Source organism: Methanoculleus nereidis (assembly GCF_032944295.1).
GTDB classification, from domain to species: Archaea; Halobacteriota; Methanomicrobia; order Methanomicrobiales; family Methanoculleaceae; genus Methanoculleus; species Methanoculleus nereidis.
The window spans coordinates 344151-366514 of record NZ_JABFFQ010000001.1 but is presented as its reverse complement, the minus strand read 5'-3'; the positions used below and the strand labels follow the sequence as shown (position 1 = coordinate 366514).

At 62.8% G+C, this 22364-nt stretch carries 29 protein-coding genes and 1 tRNA gene; 17 read left to right on the top strand and 13 right to left on the bottom strand.

Annotated features, from left to right (window positions below):
- Window positions 1–52 precede the first annotated feature (52 nt).
- The 5 genes from HL657_RS02085 to HL657_RS02065 are packed head-to-tail and all read left to right on the top strand — an operon-like array spanning window position 53 to window position 4077.
- Window positions 53–1459, top strand: a complete 1407-nt coding sequence (locus HL657_RS02085) for a PAS domain S-box protein (protein ID WP_317295182.1) — start codon at window positions 53–55, stop codon at window positions 1457–1459.
- Between the two features lie 10 nt (window positions 1460–1469).
- The gene (locus HL657_RS02080; protein ID WP_317295181.1) at window positions 1470–1946 is read left to right on the top strand and encodes a GNAT family N-acetyltransferase; all 477 of its coding nucleotides are present in this window, start codon (window positions 1470–1472) and stop codon (window positions 1944–1946) included.
- A 56-nt stretch (window positions 1947–2002) separates the two neighbouring features.
- Entirely contained in the window at window positions 2003–3106 is a 1104-nt protein-coding gene (locus HL657_RS02075) for a DUF362 domain-containing protein (protein WP_317295180.1), read from the top strand.
- 1 nt (window position 3107) lies between these two features.
- A complete protein-coding gene (locus HL657_RS02070; protein ID WP_317295179.1) occupies window positions 3108–3677 on the top strand; it encodes a flavodoxin family protein in 570 nt (189 codons plus the stop codon).
- 52 nt (window positions 3678–3729) lie between these two features.
- Window positions 3730–4077, top strand: coding sequence for a 4a-hydroxytetrahydrobiopterin dehydratase (locus HL657_RS02065; protein ID WP_317295178.1), 348 nt, complete (start codon window positions 3730–3732; stop codon window positions 4075–4077).
- Here the strand turns inward: HL657_RS02065 and trxA are convergent.
- Entirely contained in the window at window positions 4074–4490 is a 417-nt protein-coding gene (gene trxA, locus HL657_RS02060; RefSeq protein WP_317295177.1) for a thioredoxin, read from the bottom strand. The genes HL657_RS02065 and trxA overlap by 4 nt on opposite strands.
- Window positions 4491–4686: 196 nt before the next feature.
- Here trxA and HL657_RS02055 point away from each other — a divergent pair.
- Window positions 4687–4761 (top strand) — tRNA-Met (locus HL657_RS02055).
- A 280-nt stretch (window positions 4762–5041) separates the two neighbouring features.
- Here the strand turns inward: HL657_RS02055 and purF are convergent.
- The 3 genes from purF to HL657_RS02040 are packed head-to-tail and all read right to left on the bottom strand — an operon-like array spanning window position 5042 to window position 6912.
- Entirely contained in the window at window positions 5042–6478 is a 1437-nt protein-coding gene (gene purF, locus HL657_RS02050; RefSeq protein WP_317295176.1) for an amidophosphoribosyltransferase, read from the bottom strand.
- A gap of 9 nt (window positions 6479–6487) precedes the next feature.
- Complete coding sequence (locus HL657_RS02045) at window positions 6488–6670, bottom strand: 50S ribosomal protein L37e (protein ID WP_011843084.1); 183 nt, start codon at window positions 6668–6670, stop codon at window positions 6488–6490.
- Between the two features lie 14 nt (window positions 6671–6684).
- Window positions 6685–6912: an LSM domain-containing protein gene (locus tag HL657_RS02040; protein ID WP_317295175.1), complete on the bottom strand. Its 228-nt coding sequence runs from the start codon at window positions 6910–6912 to the stop codon at window positions 6685–6687.
- A 110-nt stretch (window positions 6913–7022) separates the two neighbouring features.
- Here HL657_RS02040 and HL657_RS02035 point away from each other — a divergent pair, with 110 nt between their 5' ends.
- From HL657_RS02035 to HL657_RS02020, 4 genes are all read left to right on the top strand, one after another.
- Window positions 7023–7520, top strand: coding sequence for an RNA-binding protein (locus HL657_RS02035; protein WP_317295174.1), 498 nt, complete (start codon window positions 7023–7025; stop codon window positions 7518–7520).
- 50 nt (window positions 7521–7570) lie between these two features.
- Window positions 7571–7948, top strand: coding sequence for a cell division protein SepF (locus tag HL657_RS02030; RefSeq protein WP_317295173.1), 378 nt, complete (start codon window positions 7571–7573; stop codon window positions 7946–7948).
- On the top strand, window positions 7948–8475 hold the full coding sequence (locus tag HL657_RS02025) for a ZPR1 zinc finger domain-containing protein (RefSeq protein WP_317295172.1): 528 nt from the start codon (window positions 7948–7950) through the stop codon (window positions 8473–8475). The genes HL657_RS02030 and HL657_RS02025 overlap by 1 nt, the downstream gene beginning before the upstream one ends.
- A 77-nt stretch (window positions 8476–8552) precedes the next feature.
- Window positions 8553–8789: a hypothetical protein gene (locus HL657_RS02020; protein ID WP_317295171.1), complete on the top strand. Its 237-nt coding sequence runs from the start codon at window positions 8553–8555 to the stop codon at window positions 8787–8789.
- Between the two features lie 214 nt (window positions 8790–9003).
- Here HL657_RS02020 and purM read toward each other — a convergent pair whose 3' ends face one another.
- Both purM and HL657_RS02010 read right to left on the bottom strand, forming a co-directional pair.
- Window positions 9004–10002 carry a phosphoribosylformylglycinamidine cyclo-ligase gene (purM, locus tag HL657_RS02015; protein ID WP_317295170.1) on the bottom strand — a complete coding sequence of 333 codons (999 nt, stop codon included), beginning with the start codon at window positions 10000–10002 and terminating at the stop codon, window positions 9004–9006.
- Window positions 9995–11383 carry an aspartate kinase gene (locus tag HL657_RS02010; RefSeq protein ID WP_317295169.1) on the bottom strand — a complete coding sequence of 463 codons (1389 nt, stop codon included), beginning with the start codon at window positions 11381–11383 and terminating at the stop codon, window positions 9995–9997. Before HL657_RS02010 ends, purM begins: the two co-directional genes overlap by 8 nt.
- 72 nt (window positions 11384–11455) lie before the next feature.
- Between HL657_RS02010 and tfrA the strand changes: the two genes are divergently transcribed.
- Both tfrA and tfrB read left to right on the top strand, forming a co-directional pair.
- A complete protein-coding gene (tfrA, locus tag HL657_RS02005; RefSeq protein WP_317295168.1) occupies window positions 11456–13087 on the top strand; it encodes a fumarate reductase (CoM/CoB) subunit TfrA in 1632 nt (543 codons plus the stop codon).
- On the top strand, window positions 13084–14547 hold the full coding sequence (gene tfrB / locus HL657_RS02000) for a fumarate reductase (CoM/CoB) subunit TfrB (protein WP_317295167.1): 1464 nt from the start codon (window positions 13084–13086) through the stop codon (window positions 14545–14547). The genes tfrA and tfrB overlap by 4 nt, the downstream gene beginning before the upstream one ends.
- Window positions 14548–14586: 39 nt before the next feature.
- Here tfrB and HL657_RS01995 read toward each other — a convergent pair whose 3' ends face one another.
- Window positions 14587–14736 carry a hypothetical protein gene (locus HL657_RS01995; protein ID WP_317295166.1) on the bottom strand — a complete coding sequence of 50 codons (150 nt, stop codon included), beginning with the start codon at window positions 14734–14736 and terminating at the stop codon, window positions 14587–14589.
- Between the two features lie 97 nt (window positions 14737–14833).
- On the opposite strand from HL657_RS01995, the gene HL657_RS01990 reads away from it, so the two are divergent.
- Together HL657_RS01990 and hepT are read left to right on the top strand one after the other, a co-directional pair.
- Window positions 14834–15229, top strand: coding sequence for a nucleotidyltransferase domain-containing protein (locus tag HL657_RS01990; protein ID WP_317295165.1), 396 nt, complete (start codon window positions 14834–14836; stop codon window positions 15227–15229).
- Window positions 15226–15675: a type VII toxin-antitoxin system HepT family RNase toxin gene (hepT, locus tag HL657_RS01985; RefSeq protein ID WP_317295164.1), complete on the top strand. Its 450-nt coding sequence runs from the start codon at window positions 15226–15228 to the stop codon at window positions 15673–15675. Before HL657_RS01990 ends, hepT begins: the two co-directional genes overlap by 4 nt.
- 128 nt (window positions 15676–15803) lie before the next feature.
- Here the strand turns inward: hepT and ablB are convergent, their stop codons facing one another.
- The 3 genes from ablB to HL657_RS01970 all read right to left on the bottom strand — a co-directional run bounded on the left by ablB (window position 15804) and on the right by HL657_RS01970 (window position 18339).
- Window positions 15804–16643 carry a putative beta-lysine N-acetyltransferase gene (gene ablB / locus HL657_RS01980; RefSeq protein ID WP_317295163.1) on the bottom strand — a complete coding sequence of 280 codons (840 nt, stop codon included), beginning with the start codon at window positions 16641–16643 and terminating at the stop codon, window positions 15804–15806.
- Window positions 16633–17946: a lysine 2,3-aminomutase gene (kamA, locus tag HL657_RS01975; RefSeq protein ID WP_317295162.1), complete on the bottom strand. Its 1314-nt coding sequence runs from the start codon at window positions 17944–17946 to the stop codon at window positions 16633–16635. The genes ablB and kamA overlap by 11 nt, the downstream gene beginning before the upstream one ends.
- Before the next feature lie 141 nt (window positions 17947–18087).
- Window positions 18088–18339, bottom strand: a complete 252-nt coding sequence (locus tag HL657_RS01970; RefSeq protein ID WP_317295161.1) for a hypothetical protein — start codon at window positions 18337–18339, stop codon at window positions 18088–18090.
- An 80-nt stretch (window positions 18340–18419) separates the two neighbouring features.
- Between HL657_RS01970 and HL657_RS01965 the strand changes: the two genes are divergently transcribed.
- On the top strand, window positions 18420–18830 hold the full coding sequence (locus HL657_RS01965; RefSeq protein ID WP_317295160.1) for a hypothetical protein: 411 nt from the start codon (window positions 18420–18422) through the stop codon (window positions 18828–18830).
- Here HL657_RS01965 and HL657_RS01960 read toward each other — a convergent pair.
- Window positions 18733–19335, bottom strand: coding sequence for a CDP-alcohol phosphatidyltransferase family protein (locus HL657_RS01960; RefSeq protein WP_317295159.1), 603 nt, complete (start codon window positions 19333–19335; stop codon window positions 18733–18735). The genes HL657_RS01965 and HL657_RS01960 overlap by 98 nt on opposite strands.
- 140 nt (window positions 19336–19475) lie before the next feature.
- Between HL657_RS01960 and HL657_RS01955 the strand changes: the two genes are divergently transcribed.
- Window positions 19476–20915 (top strand): ATP-binding protein, encoded by a 1440-nt coding sequence (locus HL657_RS01955; RefSeq protein ID WP_317295158.1) that lies wholly within the window; start codon window positions 19476–19478, stop codon window positions 20913–20915.
- Between the two features lie 8 nt (window positions 20916–20923).
- On the opposite strand, the gene arsM is transcribed toward HL657_RS01955, so the two are convergent.
- Window positions 20924–21760, bottom strand: coding sequence for an arsenite methyltransferase (arsM, locus tag HL657_RS01950; RefSeq protein WP_317295157.1), 837 nt, complete (start codon window positions 21758–21760; stop codon window positions 20924–20926).
- A gap of 15 nt (window positions 21761–21775) precedes the next feature.
- On the bottom strand, window positions 21776–22057 hold the full coding sequence (gene hgcC / locus HL657_RS01945; protein ID WP_317295156.1) for an HgcAB-associated protein HgcC: 282 nt from the start codon (window positions 22055–22057) through the stop codon (window positions 21776–21778).
- Window positions 22058–22168: 111 nt separating this feature from the next.
- On the opposite strand from hgcC, the gene HL657_RS01940 reads away from it, so the two are divergent.
- Window positions 22169–22363, top strand: coding sequence for a hypothetical protein (locus tag HL657_RS01940; RefSeq protein ID WP_317295155.1), 195 nt, complete (start codon window positions 22169–22171; stop codon window positions 22361–22363).
- Window position 22364 lies beyond the last annotated feature (1 nt).

The window sequence follows — 22364 nt, the reverse complement described above, 5'->3', positions numbered from 1 at the left end:
GCAGCCGCCCGGGAGCGAACTCCCGGTGCAGGCAAAAACCGCAGGTCCTTCCATGAACACCGGAACCCCCCTCGCCATGTCCTTCTCCAGCACACGGAACCGGATCGCGCTCATCACCGGACTGACCGCGCTGACCCTCGGCGGAAACCTGCTCGGCATGGTTCTCGGCGCCCCGGAGGGACTCCTCCCCCTCCCTGCCCTCCCGCTCAGCATCCCCATCATCCTCGCGAGTTACTGGTACCCGCGGCGCGGCGTCCTCTTCTCTATCTGCCTTGCGGCCATCTATGCCGTCACGGTCTTCCTCCTCTCCCCGTCCGCTCCGCTGTTCGCTCTCACCATCCTTCCCCGTGCGATCTTCCTTGTCCTCGTCGGCGGCGTGGTCGCGCTCCTCGCAACGAGACTTCGGGAGTCCGAGCAGCAGATGAACCAGATCATCGAGTTCCTGCCTGATGCGACCTTCGCCATCGACCGTGAGGGAAAGGTCATCGCCTGGAATCGCGCGATCGAAGAGATGACCGGGTTACAGAAGAACGCCATGCTCGGCAGAGGAGACTACGAGTACGCTGTACCCTTTTACGATGAGCAGCGGCCGCTGCTCGCAGACAGGATCCTGCAGGGCGACCCCGAGGCAGGATATCCATCGGTCAGGAGAGAGGGGGGCGTCTTCATATCGGAGATCCATACCCCGCATCTCAGGAGCGGGCGAGGATCCCATATCCGGCTCGCAGCGACTGCGCTCCTCGACCGGAACGGAAAGGTCGCCGGAGCCATCGAATCCATCCGGGACGTCAGCGACGAGGTCATGATGGAGGCTGCGCTTCAGAACGCCAGTCGCCAGCTCAACACCCTCTCAGGAATCCTGCGCACCGACCTTGCGAACCGGCTTGCAGTCCTGTACGGGCACCTCTCGGTAGGTGTGATGAAGTTCGACGACCCCGAGGTTCTCTCATTTATCGACGACCTGCACGAGGCTGCAAACGGTATCCGGCGGCAGATCGAGATCTCCCGCGAGTTCCGCGACATCGGGACATCCCCCCCGGCATGGATCCCCGTGCAGGAGACCATCAGGAACGCGGCCGCGGGTCTCTCTTTCGGCCCCGTCTCCCTCCAGGCATGGACAGAACGACTCGAAGTCTTCGCCGATCCCCATCTCGCGACGGTCTTTACCCACCTCTTTGAGAACGCCCTTGACCCGGCGACCGGGGTGACCCGGATCGTCGTCACCTACCAGCTGCGGTCGGACGGGTGCGCAATCATCGTCGAGGACGACGGGACCGGCATCCCCAATGAGGAGAAGGAGAAGCTTTTTGTTCAGAACGCGGAGGGGTACGGGCACGGCCTCTTCCTCGCCCACGAGATACTCGCGATTACCGGGATCGCCATCCGCGAGACCGGGACGTTCGGAACGGGCGCGAGGTTTGAGATCCTCGTGCCGTCCGAAGGTTGCAGAATTGTCTGAGGTGATAGGAATGACGACAATTGCTCTTCCAGAGATCGAGGCGGACGAAGTCCGGCCGGAAGTCCGTGAATTAACGAGTGCGGAGTTCCCTGCGGCGAACGAGGTCTGGCGCGATTACCACGGCGTGATCGGTGACCCCGGGTGGGACAGGGTTTTTGCGGCCTTCCTTTCCGGGCGGATCGTCTCTCTCGCCCGATGCAGAAGGCATCCCGACGGCAGCATGGAAGTCGACGGCGTCTTCACGCCCGGGGCCTTCCGCGGGAGGGGGTATGCCCATATGGTGATGAACGCTCTGGTCGTGGCCTGCCACAACGACGACCTCTACATGTATGCGGTCGAGAGCCTTGCCGGATTTTACGCGGAGTTCGGGTTCATTTCGATACCAGAACGTGACCTGCCTCCCCCTATCCGGGAGCGCTATGTCTGGGCGGCAGGAAACATGGAGGGCGCAGAGGTCCGGCCGATGTTCCGGAGAGCCGGGCTGTAGCCGGCACAATTCTTATCCCCCGGCAACCAGAATACCAAAAGAGGGAGCAGAGACTGATGGCAGACGTGTATTTCGCGAACCTCAGGGCAAGGAGCCACCATGAAAGCAAAAGCGAGAAGATCCGCCGTCTCTTCGACGCGGCAGGGTTTGCGGAGGTGGTCCAGCCGGGGGACCTTACGGCTGTCAAACTACACGCCGGGGAACGTGGTTGCGACACCTACCTGCACCCGCTCTTTGCCCGGCAGGTGGTCGACAAGGTGAAAGAACGCCGGGCGCACCCGTTCATCACGGATACCGCCACCCTGTATGCGGGGAGCAGGGGCGATGCCGTCAGGCACACCGTCACTGCGATCGAGCACGGATTCGACTACGCGGTTGCCGGCGCCCCGGTCATCATTGCCGACGGCCTTCGCGGCGGCTACTGGAGAGAGGTCGCCATTGGCGGGGAGCACTTCGAGAGCGTCCGGATCGCCGGGAGCATCCTTGATGCCGACAGCATGGTCGTCCTCTCGCATGTCAAGGGCCACGATCTCGCCGGGTTCGGGGGGGCGATCAAGAACCTGGCGATGGGCTGCGCCCCGCCGTCGGGGAAGGCAGAGCAGCACGCGGGCCGGCCGTTCGTGGAGATCGAGCGGTGCGGCGGGTGCGGGAAGTGCACCACAGTCTGCCCGCAGGCAGCGATGACCCTCGCCAACGGGAAGGCGGTGCTCAACCCGGAGCACTGCGTCGGGTGCGGCGACTGCATGCGCTCCTGCCCGACGGGCGCGATCGAGTTCGACTGGACGACAGAGATCCGGCCGTTCATCGAGCGGCTCTGTGAGTACGCCCTCGGCGCCGTCAGCGACAAGCCCGAAAGGGTCGGGTACATCAATTTTCTCCTTAACATCACTCCCGACTGCGACTGTGTTCCCTGGAGCGACGCGGCGATCGTCCCCGATATCGGGATCCTTGCCTCCGCCGACCCGGTCGCGATCGATCACGCGAGTTTCGACCTCGTCAACAGCGAGCAGGGATTCTCCCGGACACTGCTCGCGGAGAACCTCGCTCCCGGGGAGGACAAGTTTAAGGGGGTCTGGAACTACACGGACGGCGAATACCAGATCGCTTACGCTGCCGGGATCGGGCTAGGGGATGCCGATTACCGGCTGATCGAGGTGTGAGATGTCGACCGGAAAAGTAGTGCTGCTCTGCGGGAGTCCCCGGCTCGAGGGGAACACCGCACAGGTGCTCAGGGAGTGCGCAAACGTCCTCGAGCGCGAGGGTATCGAGACCGAGACCGTGCTGCTTGCCGAGATGCATATCCTTTCCTGCACCGCCTGCGGCCTCTGCACCGGGGGGGAGTGCGCCCTCGACGACGGCTTAAACGAGATCATCGCGAAACTCCGGGAGGCCGGGGGGTTCATCGTCGGCGCCCCGGTCTACTTCGGGACAGCGCGGGGCGACGTCATGTCAGTGCTGCAGCGGATCGGCATGGTCTCGATGTCGTCGGACTCGTTCCTCTCGCGGAAGGTGGGCGGGCCGATCGCCGTGGCGCGACGTGGCGGGCATACTGCCACGCTCCAGGAGATGCTGATGTTCTTCTTGATCAACGACATGATTGTGCCGGGATCGACCTACTGGAACATGGTCTTTGGAAGGGGGCCGGGGGAAGCCATAAACGACGAAGAAGGGATAAGGACGGTCCGGCGGTTCGCCGAGAACGTGGCATTCCTGATCAAGAAGCTCGCCTGAGGAGCCGGCGCCGAAGAATAACCTTTTTCACCCTATTCGGAGAGGGATCATCATGGATCTTTCGTCTGAGGCGATCAGATCGGATGTCGCGGATACGGCACCGCTGAACCGGCGGGAGATCGCCGACCTCCTGCCGGAGGTCCCGGATTGGTCGCTCGTGGACGGGCGTCTCCACGCCCGGTTTGCCTGTAAGGGGTTCGGTGACGCCGTGGCATTCCTCAACGAGGTAGCCGGGTTTGCCGCGCGGGAGAACCATTTCCCGGATATCAGCATCCACGAAGGCAGGCTCGTGGATGTCGCCTGGTACACCTACGCCATCGGCGGGCTCTCCCGGAACGATTTTGTCATGGCCGCACGGCTCTCCGGGCAGCTCAGGTCCCGGCAGGGAGCGGACCTCTAGCCGATACCGAAGGCCCGCACGACCCTTGCTTTGATGACTTCTTCCGGGTACGCACCGACCGCCCGGTCGACAAGCATGCCGTTCGCGAAGAACAGGAGCGTCGGTATCGCGGTGATGCTGAAACTCGCTGCTATGGCCGGGCTCTGGTCGACGTTGCACTTTCCAAAGGTCACCTGGCCGGCGAACTCACGCGCAAGTTCTTCAATGACCGGGGCCACCATCCGGCAGGGGCCGCACCATTCCGCCCAGACGTCGACGACAAGGGCGGGGTGCTTTTGCAGGGTCTCCTGGAACGTATCGTCGATGATCTCGATGACACCACCCGGCGTACCCGTGAGCCGTGCCTCGAGTTCCTGGAGGCGCTCTTCCCGGAGACGTTGCAGGTCGTCATCCAGCGGCCTTTCTTCTTCCATACAGCGAAATTATGCTGCCTGTTGATATTAAATGATTGGAGGAGTGACTGGCGCGAGCATAGCGAGCGGCAAGAGCTCGAGCGCCGTCAGGCACCGGTGCAGGAGCATGAGCGCCGGAAACACAGGTTACGGCAATTTGGCTCGCACAAAAGTATATAAACCCTGGAAAACAATGGTATATACCTCACAGATGGGAAGCGAGGTGGGGTAGTCAGGATATCCCGACGGGCTCATAACCCGTAGATCGATGGTTCAAATCCATCCCTCGCTATGCTCGGTTCTTCAGCAATTCTACGTGATTTTGTATCTTGTGCTCACTCTCCGCTCCCGGAGGTGTTCTATACGGGTCCTTCTCCCCAGGGAGCCTTTTCGCCCGAAAATCAGAGCGTTCTCGCCTGGTAAGCCCGAAAAGAGTAACAGGGCCTGGCGCGCGGGTGCATGCGACGGGTGAAACGCACCGTGCGGCGAACATCATCGACCCGGGGATGCACTTCACTCCCGCATGGTGAAGGGCGGGGAATACCGGAACAGAAACTCAACAAAAAGAGGTGTTATGTCTGTTCCTTCCCGGCCCTGAAGGTCGAGAGGTCGGACTGGTGAGTGCCGGCCACGTAGTCCACGACACAGTGGCAGCTCTTCTCCCCATTGATCTCCACCGGGTAGCACCCCGTCAGGCATCCGGTGCAGAGGTTCTGCTCGCCGCACCCGATCGCCTCCACCAGATCCTCAAGTGGAATATAGGTGAGCGACGTCGCGCCGACGCTTTCGCGCACAGCCTCGACCTCCTTGCCGCTCGCGATCAGCTCCGTGCGGGTGGGCATATCCACCCCGAGGTAGCAGGGGGCGATGATCGGCGGGGAGCCGACCCGGAGATGGATCTCTTCGGCCCCCGCATCCCGGATCATGTTCACGATCCGCCGGGAGGTCGTCCCGCGGACGATGCTGTCGTCGATGAGCACCACCCGTTTGTCCTTCAGGTTTCCCCGAACGGTATTGAGTTTGATCCGGACCGCCCGCTCCCGCTGCTCCTGGGTCGGCATGATGAACGTCCGGCCCATGTAACGGTTCTTCATCAGCCCCTCGATAAACGGGATCCCGGAGCGCTTGGCGTAGCCTGCGGCGTATGCGATCCCGGAATCGGGAACCGGACAGGCCGTATCCGCTTCGACAGGATTCGCATCGTAGAGTTTCTGCCCGATCCGGCGTCGCACGTCGTAGACCAGCGTCCCGTCCATCACCGAGTCGGCGCGGGCGAAATAGACATACTCGAAGATGCAGTACGCCTTCCGGTTCGCGGTCGCGATCTGGATGGAGGTGAGCCCGGACTCGTCGATCCGGACGAGTTCACCGGGGCGCACGTCCCGGATGAACGTACCGTCCAGCGCATCGATCGCCACGCTCTCCGACGCGATGATGTAGCCGTTATCGAGCTTTCCGATGCAGAGCGGTTTGATGCCGAGCGGGTCGCGGAAGGCGTATACGGTATTGTTCAGGAGGGCCACGGTGGCGTACGAGCCGCGCAGCCGCCGCATGCAGAGCAGGACGGCGTCCTCCATGCTTTTGGAGGTCCGGAGCGCATCGGCGATGATGTTGCCGATGATCTCGGTGTCGGTCGTGGTGCAGAAGATCTGCCCCCGGTGCTCGTACTCCTCCCGGAGTTCAGCCGTGTTGACCAGGTTGCCGTTATGGGCGATCGAGAGATCGAGCCCCCGGTACCGGAAATTGAACGGTTGAACGTTCTCCGGGACCTTCGACCCGGTTGTCGGGTAGCGGACGTGTCCGATTCCGGCGTTGCCCCGCAGCTCCTGCAAGGTCTGACTGTTGAAGACCTCGGCAACGAGTCCCTGTGCTTTGTGCGTGTGCAGGGTCCTGCCTTCAAAAGTAGAGATCCCTGTGCTCTCCTGCCCCCGGTGCTGGAGAGCGTACAGGGCATAGTACAGAGGAAACGAGACACCGCCAGCATCGACGATGCCAACGATACCACACATGATGCAACTCTAATGCGTCGGTACCTTTGCCTTCTTCTCCGTCCAGCGGTAACTGCGGATCCTCCGGCTTTTGCCGAATCCACAGGCCGCACAGACTTTGTGCTGTGCGTGGAATGATATCTTGCCGCAACGCCTGCAGGCGATGTGGGTGCGCTTCTGCCGCTTGCCCATCGATGGTGTGCCTTTTGACATTCTCTCACCTAATGTTATTCAACTGAAGGAGTAATGTAGATCACATTGTCACCGCGGACGATCAACGTGCCGAGTTTCTGCGCCGCGCCGTCCACTTCTTCTTCTGCTTTGTCCAATACCAAATTCATGTGAACGTCGTATCCCTGGAGGACCCCCCGGATCTCTCTCCCACCTTTGAGGCTGATGATTACGGGCTGACGATTCAGTACCTGATCTAAAATATCCAACGGTCTTGGCGTCATATGATTACCCTGTGCCGTCCTTTCTGGAGTAATATATTTGAGTGAGGAAGCTACTTAAATATAACCGCGTTGTTGCGCGAGGGTTAACGTTTTCCCGAGGTCTCGATTCCATGCCAAAAATTACCGTTAAAAAACGCCATGTCATTCGAAAGTCACAGATAGCCGATCTCCTGCACCTGCTTGCCGACGAGATCGGAGCGTCAGCCGATCTCTTCCGGTCCGACCGGATCGAGCGGGTGGAGACGGACAGCCCTATCGGGATCTACCTCGTCGACAAAAAACCCTTCCTGATAGCTACCGATGATTGGGCCTTTCCCAGCCTGCGGGGCCTTATCGAGCACCCGATCCCCGAGCGGCGGGTGGTGGTCGATTCCGGCGCGGTCAGGTTTGTCGTAAACGGCGCGGATGCCATGCGCCCCGGGATCGTGTCGATCTCGCCGGACATCCGTGCGGGGCACCCGGTGCAGGTCGTCGAGGAGCGGCACGGCAAACCGCTTGTCGTGGGGATTGCGCTCTTCGATGCAGCCGATATGGAGCGCCAGGAGAAGGGCAAGTCCGTTAAAAGCATCCACTATGTCGGGGACGATCTCTGGAATCTGGAGATCTGACGGAGAAAATAATGGATACAATTAAATAAAATTCATTCCTCAATTTTTCTATGGTTAAAAAGCTCTTTGACAGCATCCTCGGTAAAAGCCCAGCACGCAATGAAGAGGACTACATGGAACTCGATCTCGCCTCCTACGAGGGGAAGAGCGACGAAGAACCGGCATCCATGTACATCAAGATCGCCACCATCGCCGACCTCAAGGATACCCCCCGCGTCAAAGACGAGGTTTACAACGGCAATATTGTCATCGTCGATATCGGGCGGCTGAAGATGGACAAGGTGACGTTCGAGCGGGTCCTAAAGGACCTTCGTGACGTGGCAAAGGACGTAAACGGCGACATCGTCGGGCTCGGTGAGCAGAAGTACGTCGTCATCACGCCCATGTCCGTCAAGGTCTCCCGCGAGAAGATCGGCGGTGGCCTCTAGTGCGGGAGTCCTATCCGGGAACCTGTCCCGCCTGCGGGGGCGAGATCCAGATCGTCCATCACCGTCTCGACATCCCCCACTTCCCCGACCTCCTGCTCGTCTCCATCGCCTGCGACGCCTGCGGCTACCGGCACACCGACACCATCATCCTCGGGGAGGGCGACCCGGTCCGGTGGACGGTGCGGGTGGAGGAGCCCGATGACCTCGCCATCCGGGTGGCGCGGAGCACGACGGGGAGGATCGAGATCCCGGAACTCGGCCTCGCGGTCGAGCCCGGCACCGCCTGCGAGGGGTTCGTCACCAATATCGAGGGGGTCCTCTCCCGCTTCGAGCAGGCGGTGGAGACGATCCTCGCGAACCCCGAAAGCGAAGACGAACGGGCGGCCGCACTCCGGATGCAGGAGACGATCGGCGCTGCACGGGAGGTGGCCTTCCCGTTCACGGTCATCCTCGAGGACCCCGCTGGAAACAGCATGCTCGTCAGCGAAAAAGCCGAAAAGATGCTCCTCGATCAGGGAGAATCCTGACCCTTTTTTCGACCCCCCGGTGCGTTAACCTGAAATAGAACCTCTCCCCATACGGCAGCGCCGTGAGGTGAAGAGCAATGGCAAGAACAATATCTGTGCTGAAGTGGGAGAGTGAAGCGGAAGTCGAGAACGCCGTCCACGACATAAGAGCGGAGATGGACCGGAAGGGGGGGCTTTCCAAGGAGACGGAGCGGGCGATGCAGCACTCGCTCTGGGTGGCCGACCCCGATCTCGCGAACCACTTCCTGAAGCGGATCCGTGAGCAGGTTCCCGAGGTGCTGCACTACTTCGAGGAGGAAGGCGGCGGGGCGTGAGTCACGACCTTATAGTACAGCCGGGCGAGGAAACGTTCTGGTACAGTGGACCGTGGGAGGGGGGCTCCTCCCGTTTCCAACTCACACCTTCGACGCTCGAACTCCGTTCCTCACACCTGACGATGCTCACGCTCCTGCTCGAAGCCTAACGGCTTCTCAAACCCCGGACATTGTCCGTCGCACCGTCCCGGCAGTCGCGCTCCGGAACGTCGTGCTAACGAACCGTCGAACCCTTCAACCGCACTCCCGGCTCCTCCGTCACCTCGCCGACCACCCGGGCGTCGGGGACGGTTGCCTGGATTGCAGCGACGCTCTCGGCCGGGGCGACGAAGGCGTAGCCCATGCCCATGTTGAACGTGCGGTACATCTCCTCATCACTGATCCCGCCGGTCTCCTGCAGCCAGCGGAATATATCGGGGACTTCGAGGGGGTCGGTGAAGGAGAACCCGTACTCCGAGAGCCTCTTGAAGTTCAGGAGGCCGCCGCCGGTGACGTGGCACATCCCGTGGATGGTGCAGGCCTCCGTCACCCGGAGCACTTCCGCATAGATCCGGGTGGGCGTCAGGAGCTCTTCGCCGAGGGTCTTGCCGTTCGAGAGACGGGTATCGTAGGATGCACAGTCCTCGACGACCTTACGGGCGAGGGTTAAGCCGTTGCTGTGGATGCCGCTTGAAGGAACCCCGACGATCAGATCACCGGGGACGACCCCCTCGCCGGTGACGACCTTCTCCTTCTTCTGGACGCCGAGGCAGGTCCCCGCGAGGTCGAGACCGTTCACGAGCCCCTTGAGGGTCGCGGTCTCGCCGCCGACGATGTTCATGTTCGCGAGCCGCGCCCCCTCGTTCAGTCCTTCGCCGATCTGGGCCATCTTCTCAGGCAGGAGCACGTCGGTCGCGATGTAATCGACGAACGCCACGGGCTCGAGATTCATCACGTAGAGGTCGTTGACGTTCATCGCGATGCAGTCGATCCCGACGGTGCTCCAGTCACAAAGCGCGTCGGCGACGAGCATCTTGGTGCCGACGCCGTCGACCGCAAGCGCGAGGACATACGGGCCGAAGTCGATCAGCCCGGCAAAGTGCCCGACCTTCCCGAGCATCGGGAACGCGCCGCTCCTCCGGTAGGTGAGGGAATCGATCAGCGCCCGGACCGCCCGGGCCTCGAGGTCGATATCGACCCCGGCTTCGCGGTAGGTATGTTCGTTATCAGTCATCTGAGTTCTCCGATAGCCGGAATTCGTCGTGCAGCACCTGCAATGCGCGCTTTCCGTCCCCGTCCGTCACGACGAAGGAGACGTTCACCTCGCTCGAGCCCTGCGAGATCATCATCATGTTGATGCCGGCCCGGCCGATTGCCGAGAAGATCCGGCCGCCGGTTCCCGGCGTGCCAGCCATCCCCGCACCTACGACCGCGACCGCGGCGACGTCCCGGTCGTAGGTGACCTCGCGGACGACACCCTGTTTCACGATCGGGTTGAGGGCGGCGATCGCGGCATCCAGGTGCGACTCGTCGATGATGAGGGAGATGTTCGCCTCGCTCGAACCCTGCGAGATCATCATGACGTTCACCTCCCGCTCGGCAAGCGCGGAGAAGATCGTCTTTGCCACGCCGGGGCGGCCGACCATCTGGGCGCCGTTGATGTTGACCAGCGCCACCTTCTCGATCAGGGCGAGAGCCTTGACCACCCGCTTCTCCTGGTGCTTGTCCCGGAGGACGAGGGTGCCGGGGACTTCGGGTTTGAACGAGTTCTTGACCCGAATCGGGATATCCTTCTGCATCGCGGGCTCGATCGATCGCGGGTGGAGAACCTTTGCGCCGAAGTAGGAGAGTTCCATCACCTCGAGGTAGGAGATGTCGGCGAGGACCCGGGCGTCTTTGATGATCCGGGGGTCGGAGGTCATCACCCCGTCGACATCAGTCCAGATCCAGATCTCGTCGGCATCGATCCCGGCACCGACGACGGCGGCCGAGTAATCGGAACCGCTCCGGCCGAGAGTGGTGATGACGCCCTGCTCGGTCGCTCCCATGAAGCCCATGATCACCGGGACGGTATCGACGAGCAGCGGGGCGACCCGGGCACGAATGCTCTCCCCGCTTACCGGGAGGGCGCGGGCGTCCCCGTGGTTCGCGGTCGTGACGATCCCGGCCTCGGCACCGTCGAGGACGACCGAAGGGATGCCGCGCTGCCGCAGAGCAGCGCTCACGATCGGGGCGGAGAGCCGTTCCCCGAACGAGATGATGTAATCGCGGGATCGGGGAGTCAGTTCCTTCAAGGTGTGCACCGCGGTGAGGATGTTCTGCAGCCGGGTGAGCCGGTCATCGATGACCGCCGTCACTTCGTCGATGTAGTCGGGAGCAGTCTCCGCGAGGAGCCGGGTGTGCCGGGTCCGCATCGCTGAAAGGAGCATGCCGATCGGAGGCTGCTCCTTGCTCATTATAACCTCATCGGCCACCGCGATGATCTGGTCGGTGATTCCCGAGCATGCCGATACGACCACCGCGACTTCGTCGCCTGCTGCACGGTTGGATTCTACAATGTCTGCGACCCGCCGGATACAGTCTGCCTCTCCGACGGAGGTGCCGCCAAATTTCATTAAAAGCCTCATTCTGGCTCACTTGTCCCCTGCAATTACTTTATGGTATTATACAACGCACCGACTAATAAGATGCTTGTAGACGAGATTGTGGACGCGCACGTGCTGGTTATCGGAAGTGGCGGCGCCGGGGTACGGGCTGCCGTCGAGGCCTCCCGGTACGGCGGCGTGGTCATGGTCTCCAAGACCATCGCCGGCAAGGGCGGGTGCACGACGATGGCGGAGGGCGGTTACAACGCCGTGCTGCGCGACCGGGACTCGGTCGACGTCCACCGCGAGGACACGCTGAAAGGCGGGGCATACTTAAACGACCCGGCACTCGTGGACGCGCTGGTCCGCGAGGCGCCGGAACGGATGACCGACCTCGTCCGGTGGGGCGCGGTCTTCGACGTGACGGACGACCGGCAGGTCGCGCAGCGGCCGTTCGGGGGGCAGCGGTTCCCCCGGACCTGCTACGCCGGGGACCGGACGGGACATGAGATGATCATGACCCTCCTCGACCGGCTCGACGCGACCGATACGCACCTCTACCAGGAGGTCTCGGTCATTGACCTGATAAAAGACGAGAATGACGCCGTCGCCGGCGCGATTGCTCTCGACCGGGACGGGGACGTCTTGCTCTTCCGCGCAGACGCGACGGTGCTTGCGACCGGCGGAGGGACCCAGGCTTACGATATATCCACGAACTCCGCCGCCGGAACCGGCGACGGGTTCGCCATGGCCTATCGGGCAGGGGCGGAGCTGATTGACATGGAAATGATCCAGTTCCATCCCACCGGAGCGATCTACCCCTACGATGCCCGTGGCCGCCTGGTGACGGAGGCGGTCCGGGGCGAGGGGGGTATTCTCTTAAACGCGCGGCGGGAGCGGTTCATGGAGCGCTACGACCCCGACCGGATGGAACTCTCGACCCGGGACGTGGTGGCGCGGGCGATCGCGACCGAGGTGCTGGAGGGGCGCGGGACGAGCCGCGGCGGGGTCTACCTGGACGTGACCCACCTTCCGGCAGAAACGATCGAGGCCCGACTCCCGGTGATGCTCGAGCAGTTCCTCGCCTACGGCGTGGATATCCGGCGGGAGCCGATGGAGGTAGCCCCCACTGCCCACCACATCATGGGCGGACTCCGGATCACCCCCGAGTGCCGGACGACTCTTAAGGGCCTCTTTGCCTGCGGTGAAGTGACCGGTGGGGTGCACGGCGCAAACCGCCTCGGCGGAAACGCGCTTGCCGATACGCAGGTCTTTGGGAAGCGGGCCGGGGAGTTCGCCGGGAAGGCGCCCGCACGGAGCGGCCGGATCGACGACGCTGCAATTGAAGAGAAATTCCGGATGCTCGACGGTTTCTTCGAGGGGGCGGTAAACCCCACGGACGTCAGGAAGGATCTGAAACTCACGATGTGGAACCAGGCCGGGATCTTCCGGAGCGCCCCCGACCTCCGGACGGCCTTAACGCACATCCGCCGGCTGGCGGACAAGCGGCTCTGCGCCGCCTCGACCGCAAACCTCCTCGAGTGCTGCACAGTTCGGAACATGTGCACCACGGCATCCCTGATCGTCCGATGCGCTCTGCTGCGGCCCGAGAACCGGGGGGCGCACATCCGGCTGGACGCCGAGGTGGCTACCGATCCGGCGACGTCGCCGTTTTCCCACACCTACGTCTCGCTCACCCGGGAGGGGATCGAGCGGCGGGAGGTGGCGGCATGAAGACGATTACGATCCAGGTCTCGCGCTTCGATCCCGCCGTAGACACGGAGCCGCACCTCGAGAAGTACGCTATCCAGGTAAATGAGGGCGCCCGGGTACTCCACGCCCTCCACGCCGTCCGCGACGAGCACGACCCGACGCTCGCCTACCGCTACTGCTGCGGGTCAGGGCAGTGCGGGAGCTGCGCCGTCCGGGTGGACGGGAAACCCGTCCTCGCCTGCATGGAGGAGGCCCGCGACGGGATGACAGTCGAGCCGCTGGCCCTCCCGGTCCTGAAGGATCTAACGGTCGACCTGGAGCCGGTGATAGCAAAGATAGCCCGGATCTGCCCGGCGCCGGACGCTGCCCTCCCGGCACGGGAGGAGATCGAGGCGATCAAGCCGCTCCGGGACTGCATCGAGTGCCTCTGCTGCGTATCGGCCTGCCCGGCGCTCCAGGTGACGGATTTCGCGGGGCCGACGGTGCTCCGGCAGGAGATGCGCCTCGCCCTCGATCCCCGCGATTCGGGAGACAGGATAACCGACGCGATCGCGAAAGGGCTCTTCTACTGCACGACCTGCAAGCGCTGCGTGGAGGTCTGCCCGAAGAAGATCGATACTCCGGGCAAGGCAATCGAGAAACTCCGTGAGATCGCGAACCGCCGCGGGCTGACCCTCCCCCGCCACCAGGAGGTGGCGCAGCTGGTGCAGGAGACGGGCCGAAGCGTCGAGCGGACGCAACCGACCTTCCTCGAGCAGGTGCCGGAGGTGATCGAGCCCGACGGCCCCGTCCGCGGCGAGGTGGGGTTCTTCGTCGGGTGCATGTTCAACGGCCGGGTGCCGCAGACGGCGCTCGACGCGATGGAGGTCATGAAGCGCAACGGCATCCGGGTAATTATCCCCCACGAGCAGGTCTGCTGCGGCTCGCCACTGATCCGGACGGGGCAGACGTCATTCATCGATGACCTAAAGCGGAAAAACATCGACGCCTTCGCCAGCCGGGGGATCAGGACCGTGATGACGATCTGCGCCGGGTGCGGCGCGACGCTGAAGAACGATTACGAGACGCCGTTTACGGTCAAAGACGTCACGGAGATCCTCACGGAGTACGGGATCGAGCTCCCCTCGAAACTCGACGTCAGGGCGACTTACCACGATCCCTGCCACCTCCTCCGCGGCCAGGGGATCAGCAAGCAGCCGCGGGAACTCCTGCGCCTGGGGGTCCGGGAGTTCGTGGAGATGCCGACGCAGTGCTGCGGGGCCGGCGGCGGCGTCCGGTCGGGGGTGCCGGAGGAGGCGAAGGCGCTCGGGGCGAAGCGCGACGAGTGCGTGAAGGCGACCGGCGCTGACGTGGTGGTGACGGTCTGCCCGTTTTGCGAGTTCCATATTGCGGATTGCACGGACGTGCCCGTCAAGAACCTGACGACGATCCTGCTCGAAGGATACCGGAAGAAGGACATGGAGCGGAAGGGTTCCGCGTAAACTCTGAAGAACTCTTTTTTACTCGAGGAGCGCCCGGTATCAGACGTTCATGCTCCCGAACCCGCCGCAGATGTTGATGTTGTTCGTGAGCGTCCCGGCGCGGACAACCACGCCGTTGATCAGGTAGGAGAGCGCCCGGGCGATGGTGACGGGGGTCTTCATCCTGGCCGCCCGGATCTCCTCCTCCATCCACAAAAGGAGGAAGCCTGAGTAATCCCCTCGCCGTGAACCCTCATGCAAACGTTATTAGGAGACAGATGCCATCTATGGATGAGGGTGTTTCGGGATGAGAACAGCGGAGCAGGATCTTCGGCATGCACTTGAACGGCTCAAGACCGTCGAAGGGTTCGATAAGGTCCGCTTCATCATTCTCTACGGCTCGGTCGCGCAGGGGCGGGCGAGAGCGGGGTCCGATATCGATCTCGCCGTCTACTACGATGGAGACCATAAGGAGGGTGCCCGGTTCCGATTTGCGGCGCTCTCCGAACTTGCGGACGACCGCTACGACATCCAGATCTTCTCGCACCTACCACTTTATGCCCGGACGGAGGCCCTCCGCGGACGGATCGTCTACTGCCCCGACGAACGACTCCTCTACGACATCGCCTACCGGACAATCAGGGAGTTCGACGATTTCAAGCACCGGCTGTACGACTATATCGGGAAGGAGGCGATGGCGTGACGGAGAGGATCCGGGACACGGTCATCCGCATCAAACTCCAGGAGATGGCCGAGAGCGTCGATATGGCCAGAGGGCACTTTCCCGATTCGGTCGATTCGTTCGGGCAGCTCGGTATCATAAAGGACGGTATCTACAAGCGTATCGAATACGCTATCGAGAATGTCTTTGACGTTTGCGCTATCTTAAACACGGATCTCCATCTCGGTGTCCCTGGTAGCGATGAGGATATCCTCGAGAACCTTGTGCAGCACGGAGTATTCGGCTCCGGCATGCGGCAGAGCCTGAAGGCGATGAAGGGATTCCGAAATATCGTCGTCCACCGCTATGGTGCAATCGATGACGCGCTTGCCTTCTCGATCCTGAAGGAGCACATCGGAGATTTCGCTCTTTTCCGGCAGGAGGTTGAGAGGTTCCTGCAGTCACCGGAGGCGCGGGGCTCCGCGTGAACCCTTGCAAATAGTTTCGACGCCCGGACGTTCAAGCGAAGAACGCGAAAGAGGTTGCCGGGAAGATCCCCGGACTTTATGGCTTCACGTGAAGCAAAAGAGTGACGTTGCCCCCTCCGAAAGGTAATCTACTCATCCAGCGTCCGGTACCAGACGTTCATGCTCTCGAACCCGCCGCAGATGTTGGTGTTGTTCACGAGGGTCCCCCCACAGGCGTAACCCGCCCGTGCAAACGTGGCGTTGATTGGATAGGAGAGCGCCCGGGCGATGGTGAAGGCGGTCTTCATCCCGGCCGCCCGCATCTCTTCCTCCATCCGGGAGAGGAGCAAGGTCGAGAGGTTCTGGCCCCGGAAGTCCGGGTGCACGGCGAAATCAGTCATCTCGACGTTCTCGTCCTCCCGGTAGATCTCCGCCGAGGAGGCCGCGGCAAGCCGGCCGTCGGCGGTGCGGACGAGGAAGTAGCAGTAGTCCCCGGTCATCGTCTCTCGCAGGTAGCCGGGATCGGCGATGGGAAACGGGTAGGTCGCAAAGACCACGTCGTAGAGCGCGGCAAGGTCGTCGGCGTCGTCTTCTGCCGCAGGCGCACACGTCCAGCCCGGCGGGAGGCCGGCGGGGCGGGCATCGCCGGCCTTCTCGCGGACGGCCGCGAGGACCGCGGAGACATCGGCTGACTCCTGCCGGCGTTCCGCATCGAAGAACTTCGCCGCGAAACACCCCACCTCCCTGCCCCGGAAGAACCGGGGAACCCGCGCCTCGACAACATAGCCCCGGGCGACGAAGAGCGAGAGGGCAGAGACCGGGACTTTTGCGAATATCTTCGTGTAGCGCTCTCTCTCTGCGAGCCCATCCAGGTCGTCGAGGATTCCAGGGAGGTCAGCGGGCGAGAGGTGCATCACGTAGATCCGATCGCTCAACCGTCCGTGCTGGACGAGGGTGCTGCCGATCGTCGTGATGGTATCAGGACTCATTTCTCCGCTCGAACCGCTCGGTGTTCTCCGGGACGAGCGCGGTCGTCGGATCCTCTTCGGAGAGGAGTTTGACGATCCCGACGGCTTTGGACTCGTCCGCGCCCTCGAGCCTGAGGTACTGCCCGCAGGTCGCGCACTTGCGGTCACACCAGACCGGTTCGTAGGAGTCGGGCTCGCGGTAGGTGGTGATCACCCCCTCGAAATTGCGCAGCACCACCCGGTTCGTGGCCCAGGAGATGAGGTACTGGGGCATCACCGGGATCTTCCCGCCGCCGCCGGGAGCGTCGATGACGTAGGTCGGGACCGCGAACCCGCTGGTATGCCCGATAAGGCTCTCGATGATCTCGATCCCCTTGGAGACCGGGGTGCGGAAGTGGGTGAGCCCCTCGGAGAGGTCGCACTGGTAGAGATAATAGGGGCGGACCCGGTTTCTGACGAGTTTGTGTACCAGGGTCTTCATGATCCGGGGGCAGTCGTTCACCCCCGCCAAGAGGACGGTCTGGTTGCCGAGCGGTATGCCGGCATCGGCAAGCCGCGCGAGCGCCTTCTGTGAAGACGTGGTGATCTCCGCCGGGTGGTTGAAATGAGTGTTCACCCAGAGCGGGTGGTGCCGGGCGAGCATCGCGCAAAGCTCCTCCGTGACCCGGTAGGGGAGGACGACCGGAACCCGGCTGCCGATCCTGACCACCTCAACGTGCTCGATGTCGTCGAGTTCAGTCAGGATCCAGTCAAGGCGGTCGTCGGGAAGCATGAACGGGTCGCCCCCGGAAAGGAGGACGTCCCGGATCTGGGGATTCTCCCGGATGTAATCGAGGCTCTCGATGACCTCGGCCTCCGACGGGATGGAATCGACGTCCCCAACCTTCCGCTTCCTGGTGCAGTGCCGGCAGTACATGGCGCAGACGTTGCTGACTAAAAAGAGCACCCGGTCGGGGTAGCGGTGGGTGATACAGGGGGCAGGGTGGTCGGCGTCCTCGGCGAGCGGATCTTCCATGTCGTCGGGTTCGACCTGCAGCTCCGCCGGCGACGGGAAGCATTGCATGAAGATCGGGTCGTTCCAGAGATCCTTCGCATCGATGAGCGAGAGGTAGTACGGCGTTATCCTCAAGGGGAACCTGCTCGCGGTCTCTTCCAACTCCCGCCGCTCGTCCTTCCCGAACGATACGCCGAGCAGCCGCTCGAACGTGGAGATCTCAGTGATCGCGTGCCGGACCTGCCACTTCCAGTCCCGCCAGACTTCGGCGGCAGTACCTGCATCGATCCTGTCTGCTATCTCCTGCTGATTGGTTGATAAAATGGCCATTTGCAGTTCCTCCGGGTCACACTGTACCGCCAACCATATATAATAGGATCGATCTCGAATCAACGGGCCCGAAATAGCAAACAGGGCGTTTAAAATTGATATTACAGAACAGAGCGCCCTGCCCCGGCGGTTCGCGGGGCGTCAGTCCGGCCCTTCGCCGCGTTTCAGGAGCATCATGCTCGTAACGATCCCGGGGAAGACCACCTGCACCCCGGCGAGGAAGAGGGGCAGCGCCCAGACAGTGTTTGCAATCTGGAAAAGCGGGCCGAACCCGGCGGCGGCCCAGTCACGGAGGTGCCCGAGCCCGACGAGGTCGCCGCCGTCGGGCTCGCCATCCCCCTCACCGTGGCTCTCGTCGGGGCATCGGCCTTGGAAAACATCGGCTACGCGCAAAACTGAGTCCTTCGCACCATGCTCGCCGACGACTGGCGTGACGCGCTCAAGTGATAAACGCCAATACCCCCGATCTCGACGTGGACTATACTACGCAGTCTTTGGGACCGATGTTCCCGCCCGGAACCGACCCGGAGCTCAAGCACTATCGGCTCGTCTACGAGTCCGCGCCGGACCCCGACACAAACGTGAAAACCTTCGAACATGTTGAGGGCGCCGTGATCCCGGGTGAGGGCGTCGTCGAGGCCACGGTCGTCACCAACACCGGCCGGGAGTTCGTCGACCGGCAGGCGAGCGAGAACGGGACGTTCGTCTTCACCTACTCCACGACCGGCAACTCCTACGATGTGAAGATGGTCGGAGGCTACCGGATCGCCGGTGGGACAGGTGATTTCACGGTGACCGAGGAGGCCGCGAGAGGGGGCGCGTGGCCCCCCGGACACAGAGGAGCCGCCGGATTGCGGTGGCGTTCGTCGCGACCGCGAGGATAACGAGCGCCGGGAGGACGAACCCGGTGAGCAGCCCGATGATGATGACCGCGAGCCGCTCCGGCCGGGCGAAGATGCCGGCCCGGCACTCGATCCCGAGCCCTTCGGCCCGGGCCCGGGCGTAGCTGACCATCAGCGACCCGACTGCCGCGGCAAACGCGGCCTCGACAGCCCAGGGCGCCCCCGCCCCCGCGTAGTAGATGACCAGCCCGGCGTAGACCACGGCCTCGGCGTAACGGTCCAGGAACGAGTCGAAGAACGCCCCGAAGGTCGAGGCGGCCCCGGTCACGCGGGCGAGCGCCCCGTCGAGGGCGTCGAAGGTGCAGGATGCGGCAACGACGAGCCCGGCGAAGAAGAACAAACCTGCGGCACAGAAGATGCCCGCGGCCGCCATCCCGAGAAAGCCGAGCAGGGTGAGGGTGTTCGGGGTCGCCCCCGTCCGGGCGATGAGGGCAGCGATTCGTGTGAGCGCCCCGCTCGTCCCCGCTCGGAGCCGCTCCTCGATCATTGGCCTATCATCCCGAAGAGCTGATCCACGACCGTTCCCGACCGTACCATGGCAGGGGATCGTCGCTCCCGGGAGATAAGGGTGTCTCTCCCGGCGGCACCATAATGATTATATCTATAATAATTATATCTATAATCATTATGAGGTTCTACGGCAGGGAGCGGGAACTCCAGCTGATGGAGCACCTCTACGCCCGGACTCCCTCCTTTCTCGTCGTCACCGGCAGACGAAGGGTCGGCAAGACCGAGCTGATCAAGGAGTTCTGCAAAGGAAAACCAGCTCTCTACTTCTACGTGGACGCAAACAAGAGCATCGAAGCTCTCATGGAGGAGTTCGGAAGGCTGACGGCAGAGACGCTCAACCTTCCCGGCTACATCAGGACCGACACCCCGGAGACGTTCCTTGAATTCCTCTTTTCCTACGATCAGCCCCTGATCGTCGTCTTCGACGAGTTCCAGCGTTTCCTCAAAGTCCACCCCTCGTTCATCTCCCAGATGCAGCGGTTCTGGGATCTGGCGGGACGGGACTCGCACCTCTTCGTCATCGTCTCCGGCTCGTCGGTCGGGATGATCCGGGAGATCTTCCTTGAAGGAAACGCCCCCCTCTTCCGGCGTGCCGACAATATCCTGACGCTTCGCCCGTTCGGTACCCGGGAATGCCTCGCCATCCTCGAAGACCTGGGTGTCAGGGACCCGGCAGAGCGGCTCGACCTCTACCTCCTCTTCGGGGGGACGATCTACTACTACACGTTCCTTGAGAAGTACGGGTGTACCGACCTTGAAAGCGCTCTCGATCGGCTTGTCCTCGACGACCTCGCTCCCCTTCGCCGGGAGATGAGCGATGTCGTGGTCGAAGAGTTCAGGCGGGAGCACGCGACCTACTACGAGATCCTCGCTGCCATCGCCGGGGGGAAGAGATCGCAGAAGGAGATCGCCGACGTTGTCCGCCTTCCCCCGACCTCGCTCCCCCCGTACCTGCGTGACCTTGTCGACCTCCTCGGGGTCATCGAGTACCGTGTCCCGGTCACCGAAAGAGGGAAACGCTCGAAGATGGGAAGATATGTCTTTGCAGACAACTTCTTCCGGTTTTACGCCCGCTACATCTATAGGAACATGAGCCTGTACGAGAGCGGCCGCTTCGACCTCCTGAAAGACCGGATCCTCCGGGAATGGAAGGGGTTCTCGGGCCGGGCCTTCGAAGAGATGCTGCGAAGCCTCCTCGCCCGGGACCTCGCGGAGAGGTACGAAGAGATTGGCCCCTGGTGGAACCGCCGGGGAGACGAGATCGACCTCCTCGCCCTCGGCCCGGAGGGAAGCCTCGCCGTCGAGATCAAGAACCGCGACCTCACCCTCGCCGAGGCACGCGGCATCCTTGCTGCCCTTGAGGAGAAGTTGCCGCTCGTAAAGGGTCTCGGCCGGCCGGCGGCAACCGGCATCGCCGCCCGCACCGTCGAGGGCAAGGAAGTGCTCAGGGCCGGGGGGTTCTATGTCATGGACCTCGACGACCTCGGGATCGGGAAGCAGGCTCCCGGAGGCCTGGAGAAAAGGGGGGCCGCGCAACTCCCCGGATCGCAAAAATAGGGAAGCGCCTAACACATCCCGTCGCAACCGCAGCCCGCCGGTTTCCTGGCACCGACCTTGATGCTCACGATGCTCTTTTCGATCGACGCTCTCTCGTCCTTGCTGAGGAGCCCGGCAAGCTCCGGCTCGCTCACGATAAGATCGAGCGGGAAGACCGTCTCCCCCTGGACTGTGACATTCATAAAACCCGCACCGGCGATGCTGCCGAGGTACTCGTCCTTCGCCAGTGCTCCCGCGACACAGCTGCTGTAGAGGAGCGCCGACTCAGCGAGCGGGACCGGGAGGGGCGCCGTCAGCACGACGTCGGAGACCATGAGCCTGCCGCCGGGGCGGAGGACCCGGAACGCCTCGCGAAACACCTGTGATTTATCGGTGGAGAGGTTAATGACGCAGTTCGATATGACCACGTCGACCGAACTGTCCGCCACCGGCAGGTGCTCGATCTCGCCGAGGCGGAACTCCACGTTCGCCCGTTCGCTCTTCTTTGCGTTCTCCCGCGCCCTGTCAAGCATCTCGGCCGTCATGTCGATGCCGATGACGCGGCCCGTCGGTCCGACCCGCTCCGCCGCAAGGAACGAATCGAACCCCGCTCCCGACCCCAGGTCGAGGACGACCTCGCCTTCCCGGAGGGAGGAAAGAGCCACAGGGTTGCCGCACCCAAGCCCCAGGTTCGCGCCCTCCGGCGCCTGTTCGAGGTCTTCTTCCGAGTAGCCGATGCCGAGGCTCACCGATTCGACGGTCCTCCCGGTGCCGCAGCACCCGGTGCCGCAGCCGCATCCGCCCTGCCGAGCGGCCACCTGCCCGTATGCAGTCCGTACCTGCTTGTGAATATCTTCTTCCTTCATCGCAGCAACTCCTGGTCAGTCCTGTTCTCCTCTGCCTGCAATCTCCTCCGTCATGGGAGAGAGCAGCGCCGTCACCATGCCGTTGAAGCAGCTCGCCTTGATCAGCGTGATGCAGCAGACGTCTCCTTCCTTCCCCCAGAAGACGACCGCAAGCCGGTCGCCGGGAGCGATCCCCGCTCGTTCGCGGATATCTTTCGGCAGCACCACCTGCCCCCGTGCGTCGACGCTCACGACCGCCTCGATCGTGCAGGCTCCGGAACAGGAGAGATTCCGCCCGTCTCTCGGGGTACCTTCCATATGGATCAGGGGTTGTCGGCTGGAGCATATCAATGTTCCGAATATTCAGAATATTCTGAAAAATGGAGTTTTTCTGAGGGTGCGGCGCCACTCCGGAAGTGGTCCGGGAGAGTGCCGGGGAATGCAGCAGGTACGCGGACTCAACGCGTTCGCTCTCCCGGTGAACGGGCAGTCCGGGACCTCGCCCGCGAGATCCTGGCGCACCATCACCGAACCGATCTCCCGGTCGAACCGCTCTGCTACACCGACGAGGAGTTCGGCAACCCGTCCGTCCTCCGGGCGCCGGCCGAAGGGATCCGGGTATAGG

Coding starts and splice junctions, on each gene's coding strand:
- HL657_RS02085 (WP_317295182.1), top strand. CDS start 53: ATGAACACCGGAACCCCCCTCGCCATGTCCTTCTCCAGCACACGGAAC.
- HL657_RS02080 (WP_317295181.1), top strand. CDS start 1,470: ATGACGACAATTGCTCTTCCAGAGATCGAGGCGGACGAAGTCCGGCCG.
- HL657_RS02075 (WP_317295180.1), top strand. CDS start 2,003: ATGGCAGACGTGTATTTCGCGAACCTCAGGGCAAGGAGCCACCATGAA.
- HL657_RS02070 (WP_317295179.1), top strand. CDS start 3,108: ATGTCGACCGGAAAAGTAGTGCTGCTCTGCGGGAGTCCCCGGCTCGAG.
- HL657_RS02065 (WP_317295178.1), top strand. CDS start 3,730: ATGGATCTTTCGTCTGAGGCGATCAGATCGGATGTCGCGGATACGGCA.
- trxA (WP_317295177.1), bottom strand. CDS start 4,490: ATGGAAGAAGAAAGGCCGCTGGATGACGACCTGCAACGTCTCCGGGAA.
- purF (WP_317295176.1), bottom strand. CDS start 6,478: ATGTGTGGTATCGTTGGCATCGTCGATGCTGGCGGTGTCTCGTTTCCT.
- HL657_RS02045 (WP_011843084.1), bottom strand. CDS start 6,670: ATGTCAAAAGGCACACCATCGATGGGCAAGCGGCAGAAGCGCACCCAC.
- HL657_RS02040 (WP_317295175.1), bottom strand. CDS start 6,912: ATGACGCCAAGACCGTTGGATATTTTAGATCAGGTACTGAATCGTCAG.
- HL657_RS02035 (WP_317295174.1), top strand. CDS start 7,023: ATGCCAAAAATTACCGTTAAAAAACGCCATGTCATTCGAAAGTCACAG.
- HL657_RS02030 (WP_317295173.1), top strand. CDS start 7,571: ATGGTTAAAAAGCTCTTTGACAGCATCCTCGGTAAAAGCCCAGCACGC.
- HL657_RS02020 (WP_317295171.1), top strand. CDS start 8,553: ATGGCAAGAACAATATCTGTGCTGAAGTGGGAGAGTGAAGCGGAAGTC.
- purM (WP_317295170.1), bottom strand. CDS start 10,002: ATGACTGATAACGAACATACCTACCGCGAAGCCGGGGTCGATATCGAC.
- HL657_RS02010 (WP_317295169.1), bottom strand. CDS start 11,383: ATGAAATTTGGCGGCACCTCCGTCGGAGAGGCAGACTGTATCCGGCGG.
- tfrA (WP_317295168.1), top strand. CDS start 11,456: ATGCTTGTAGACGAGATTGTGGACGCGCACGTGCTGGTTATCGGAAGT.
- tfrB (WP_317295167.1), top strand. CDS start 13,084: ATGAAGACGATTACGATCCAGGTCTCGCGCTTCGATCCCGCCGTAGAC.
- HL657_RS01995 (WP_317295166.1), bottom strand. CDS start 14,736: ATGGAGGAGGAGATCCGGGCGGCCAGGATGAAGACCCCCGTCACCATC.
- HL657_RS01990 (WP_317295165.1), top strand. CDS start 14,834: ATGAGAACAGCGGAGCAGGATCTTCGGCATGCACTTGAACGGCTCAAG.
- ablB (WP_317295163.1), bottom strand. CDS start 16,643: ATGAGTCCTGATACCATCACGACGATCGGCAGCACCCTCGTCCAGCAC.
- kamA (WP_317295162.1), bottom strand. CDS start 17,946: ATGGCCATTTTATCAACCAATCAGCAGGAGATAGCAGACAGGATCGAT.
- HL657_RS01960 (WP_317295159.1), bottom strand. CDS start 19,335: ATGATCGAGGAGCGGCTCCGAGCGGGGACGAGCGGGGCGCTCACACGA.
- HL657_RS01955 (WP_317295158.1), top strand. CDS start 19,476: ATGAGGTTCTACGGCAGGGAGCGGGAACTCCAGCTGATGGAGCACCTC.
- arsM (WP_317295157.1), bottom strand. CDS start 21,760: ATGAAGGAAGAAGATATTCACAAGCAGGTACGGACTGCATACGGGCAG.
- hgcC (WP_317295156.1), bottom strand. CDS start 22,057: ATGGAAGGTACCCCGAGAGACGGGCGGAATCTCTCCTGTTCCGGAGCC.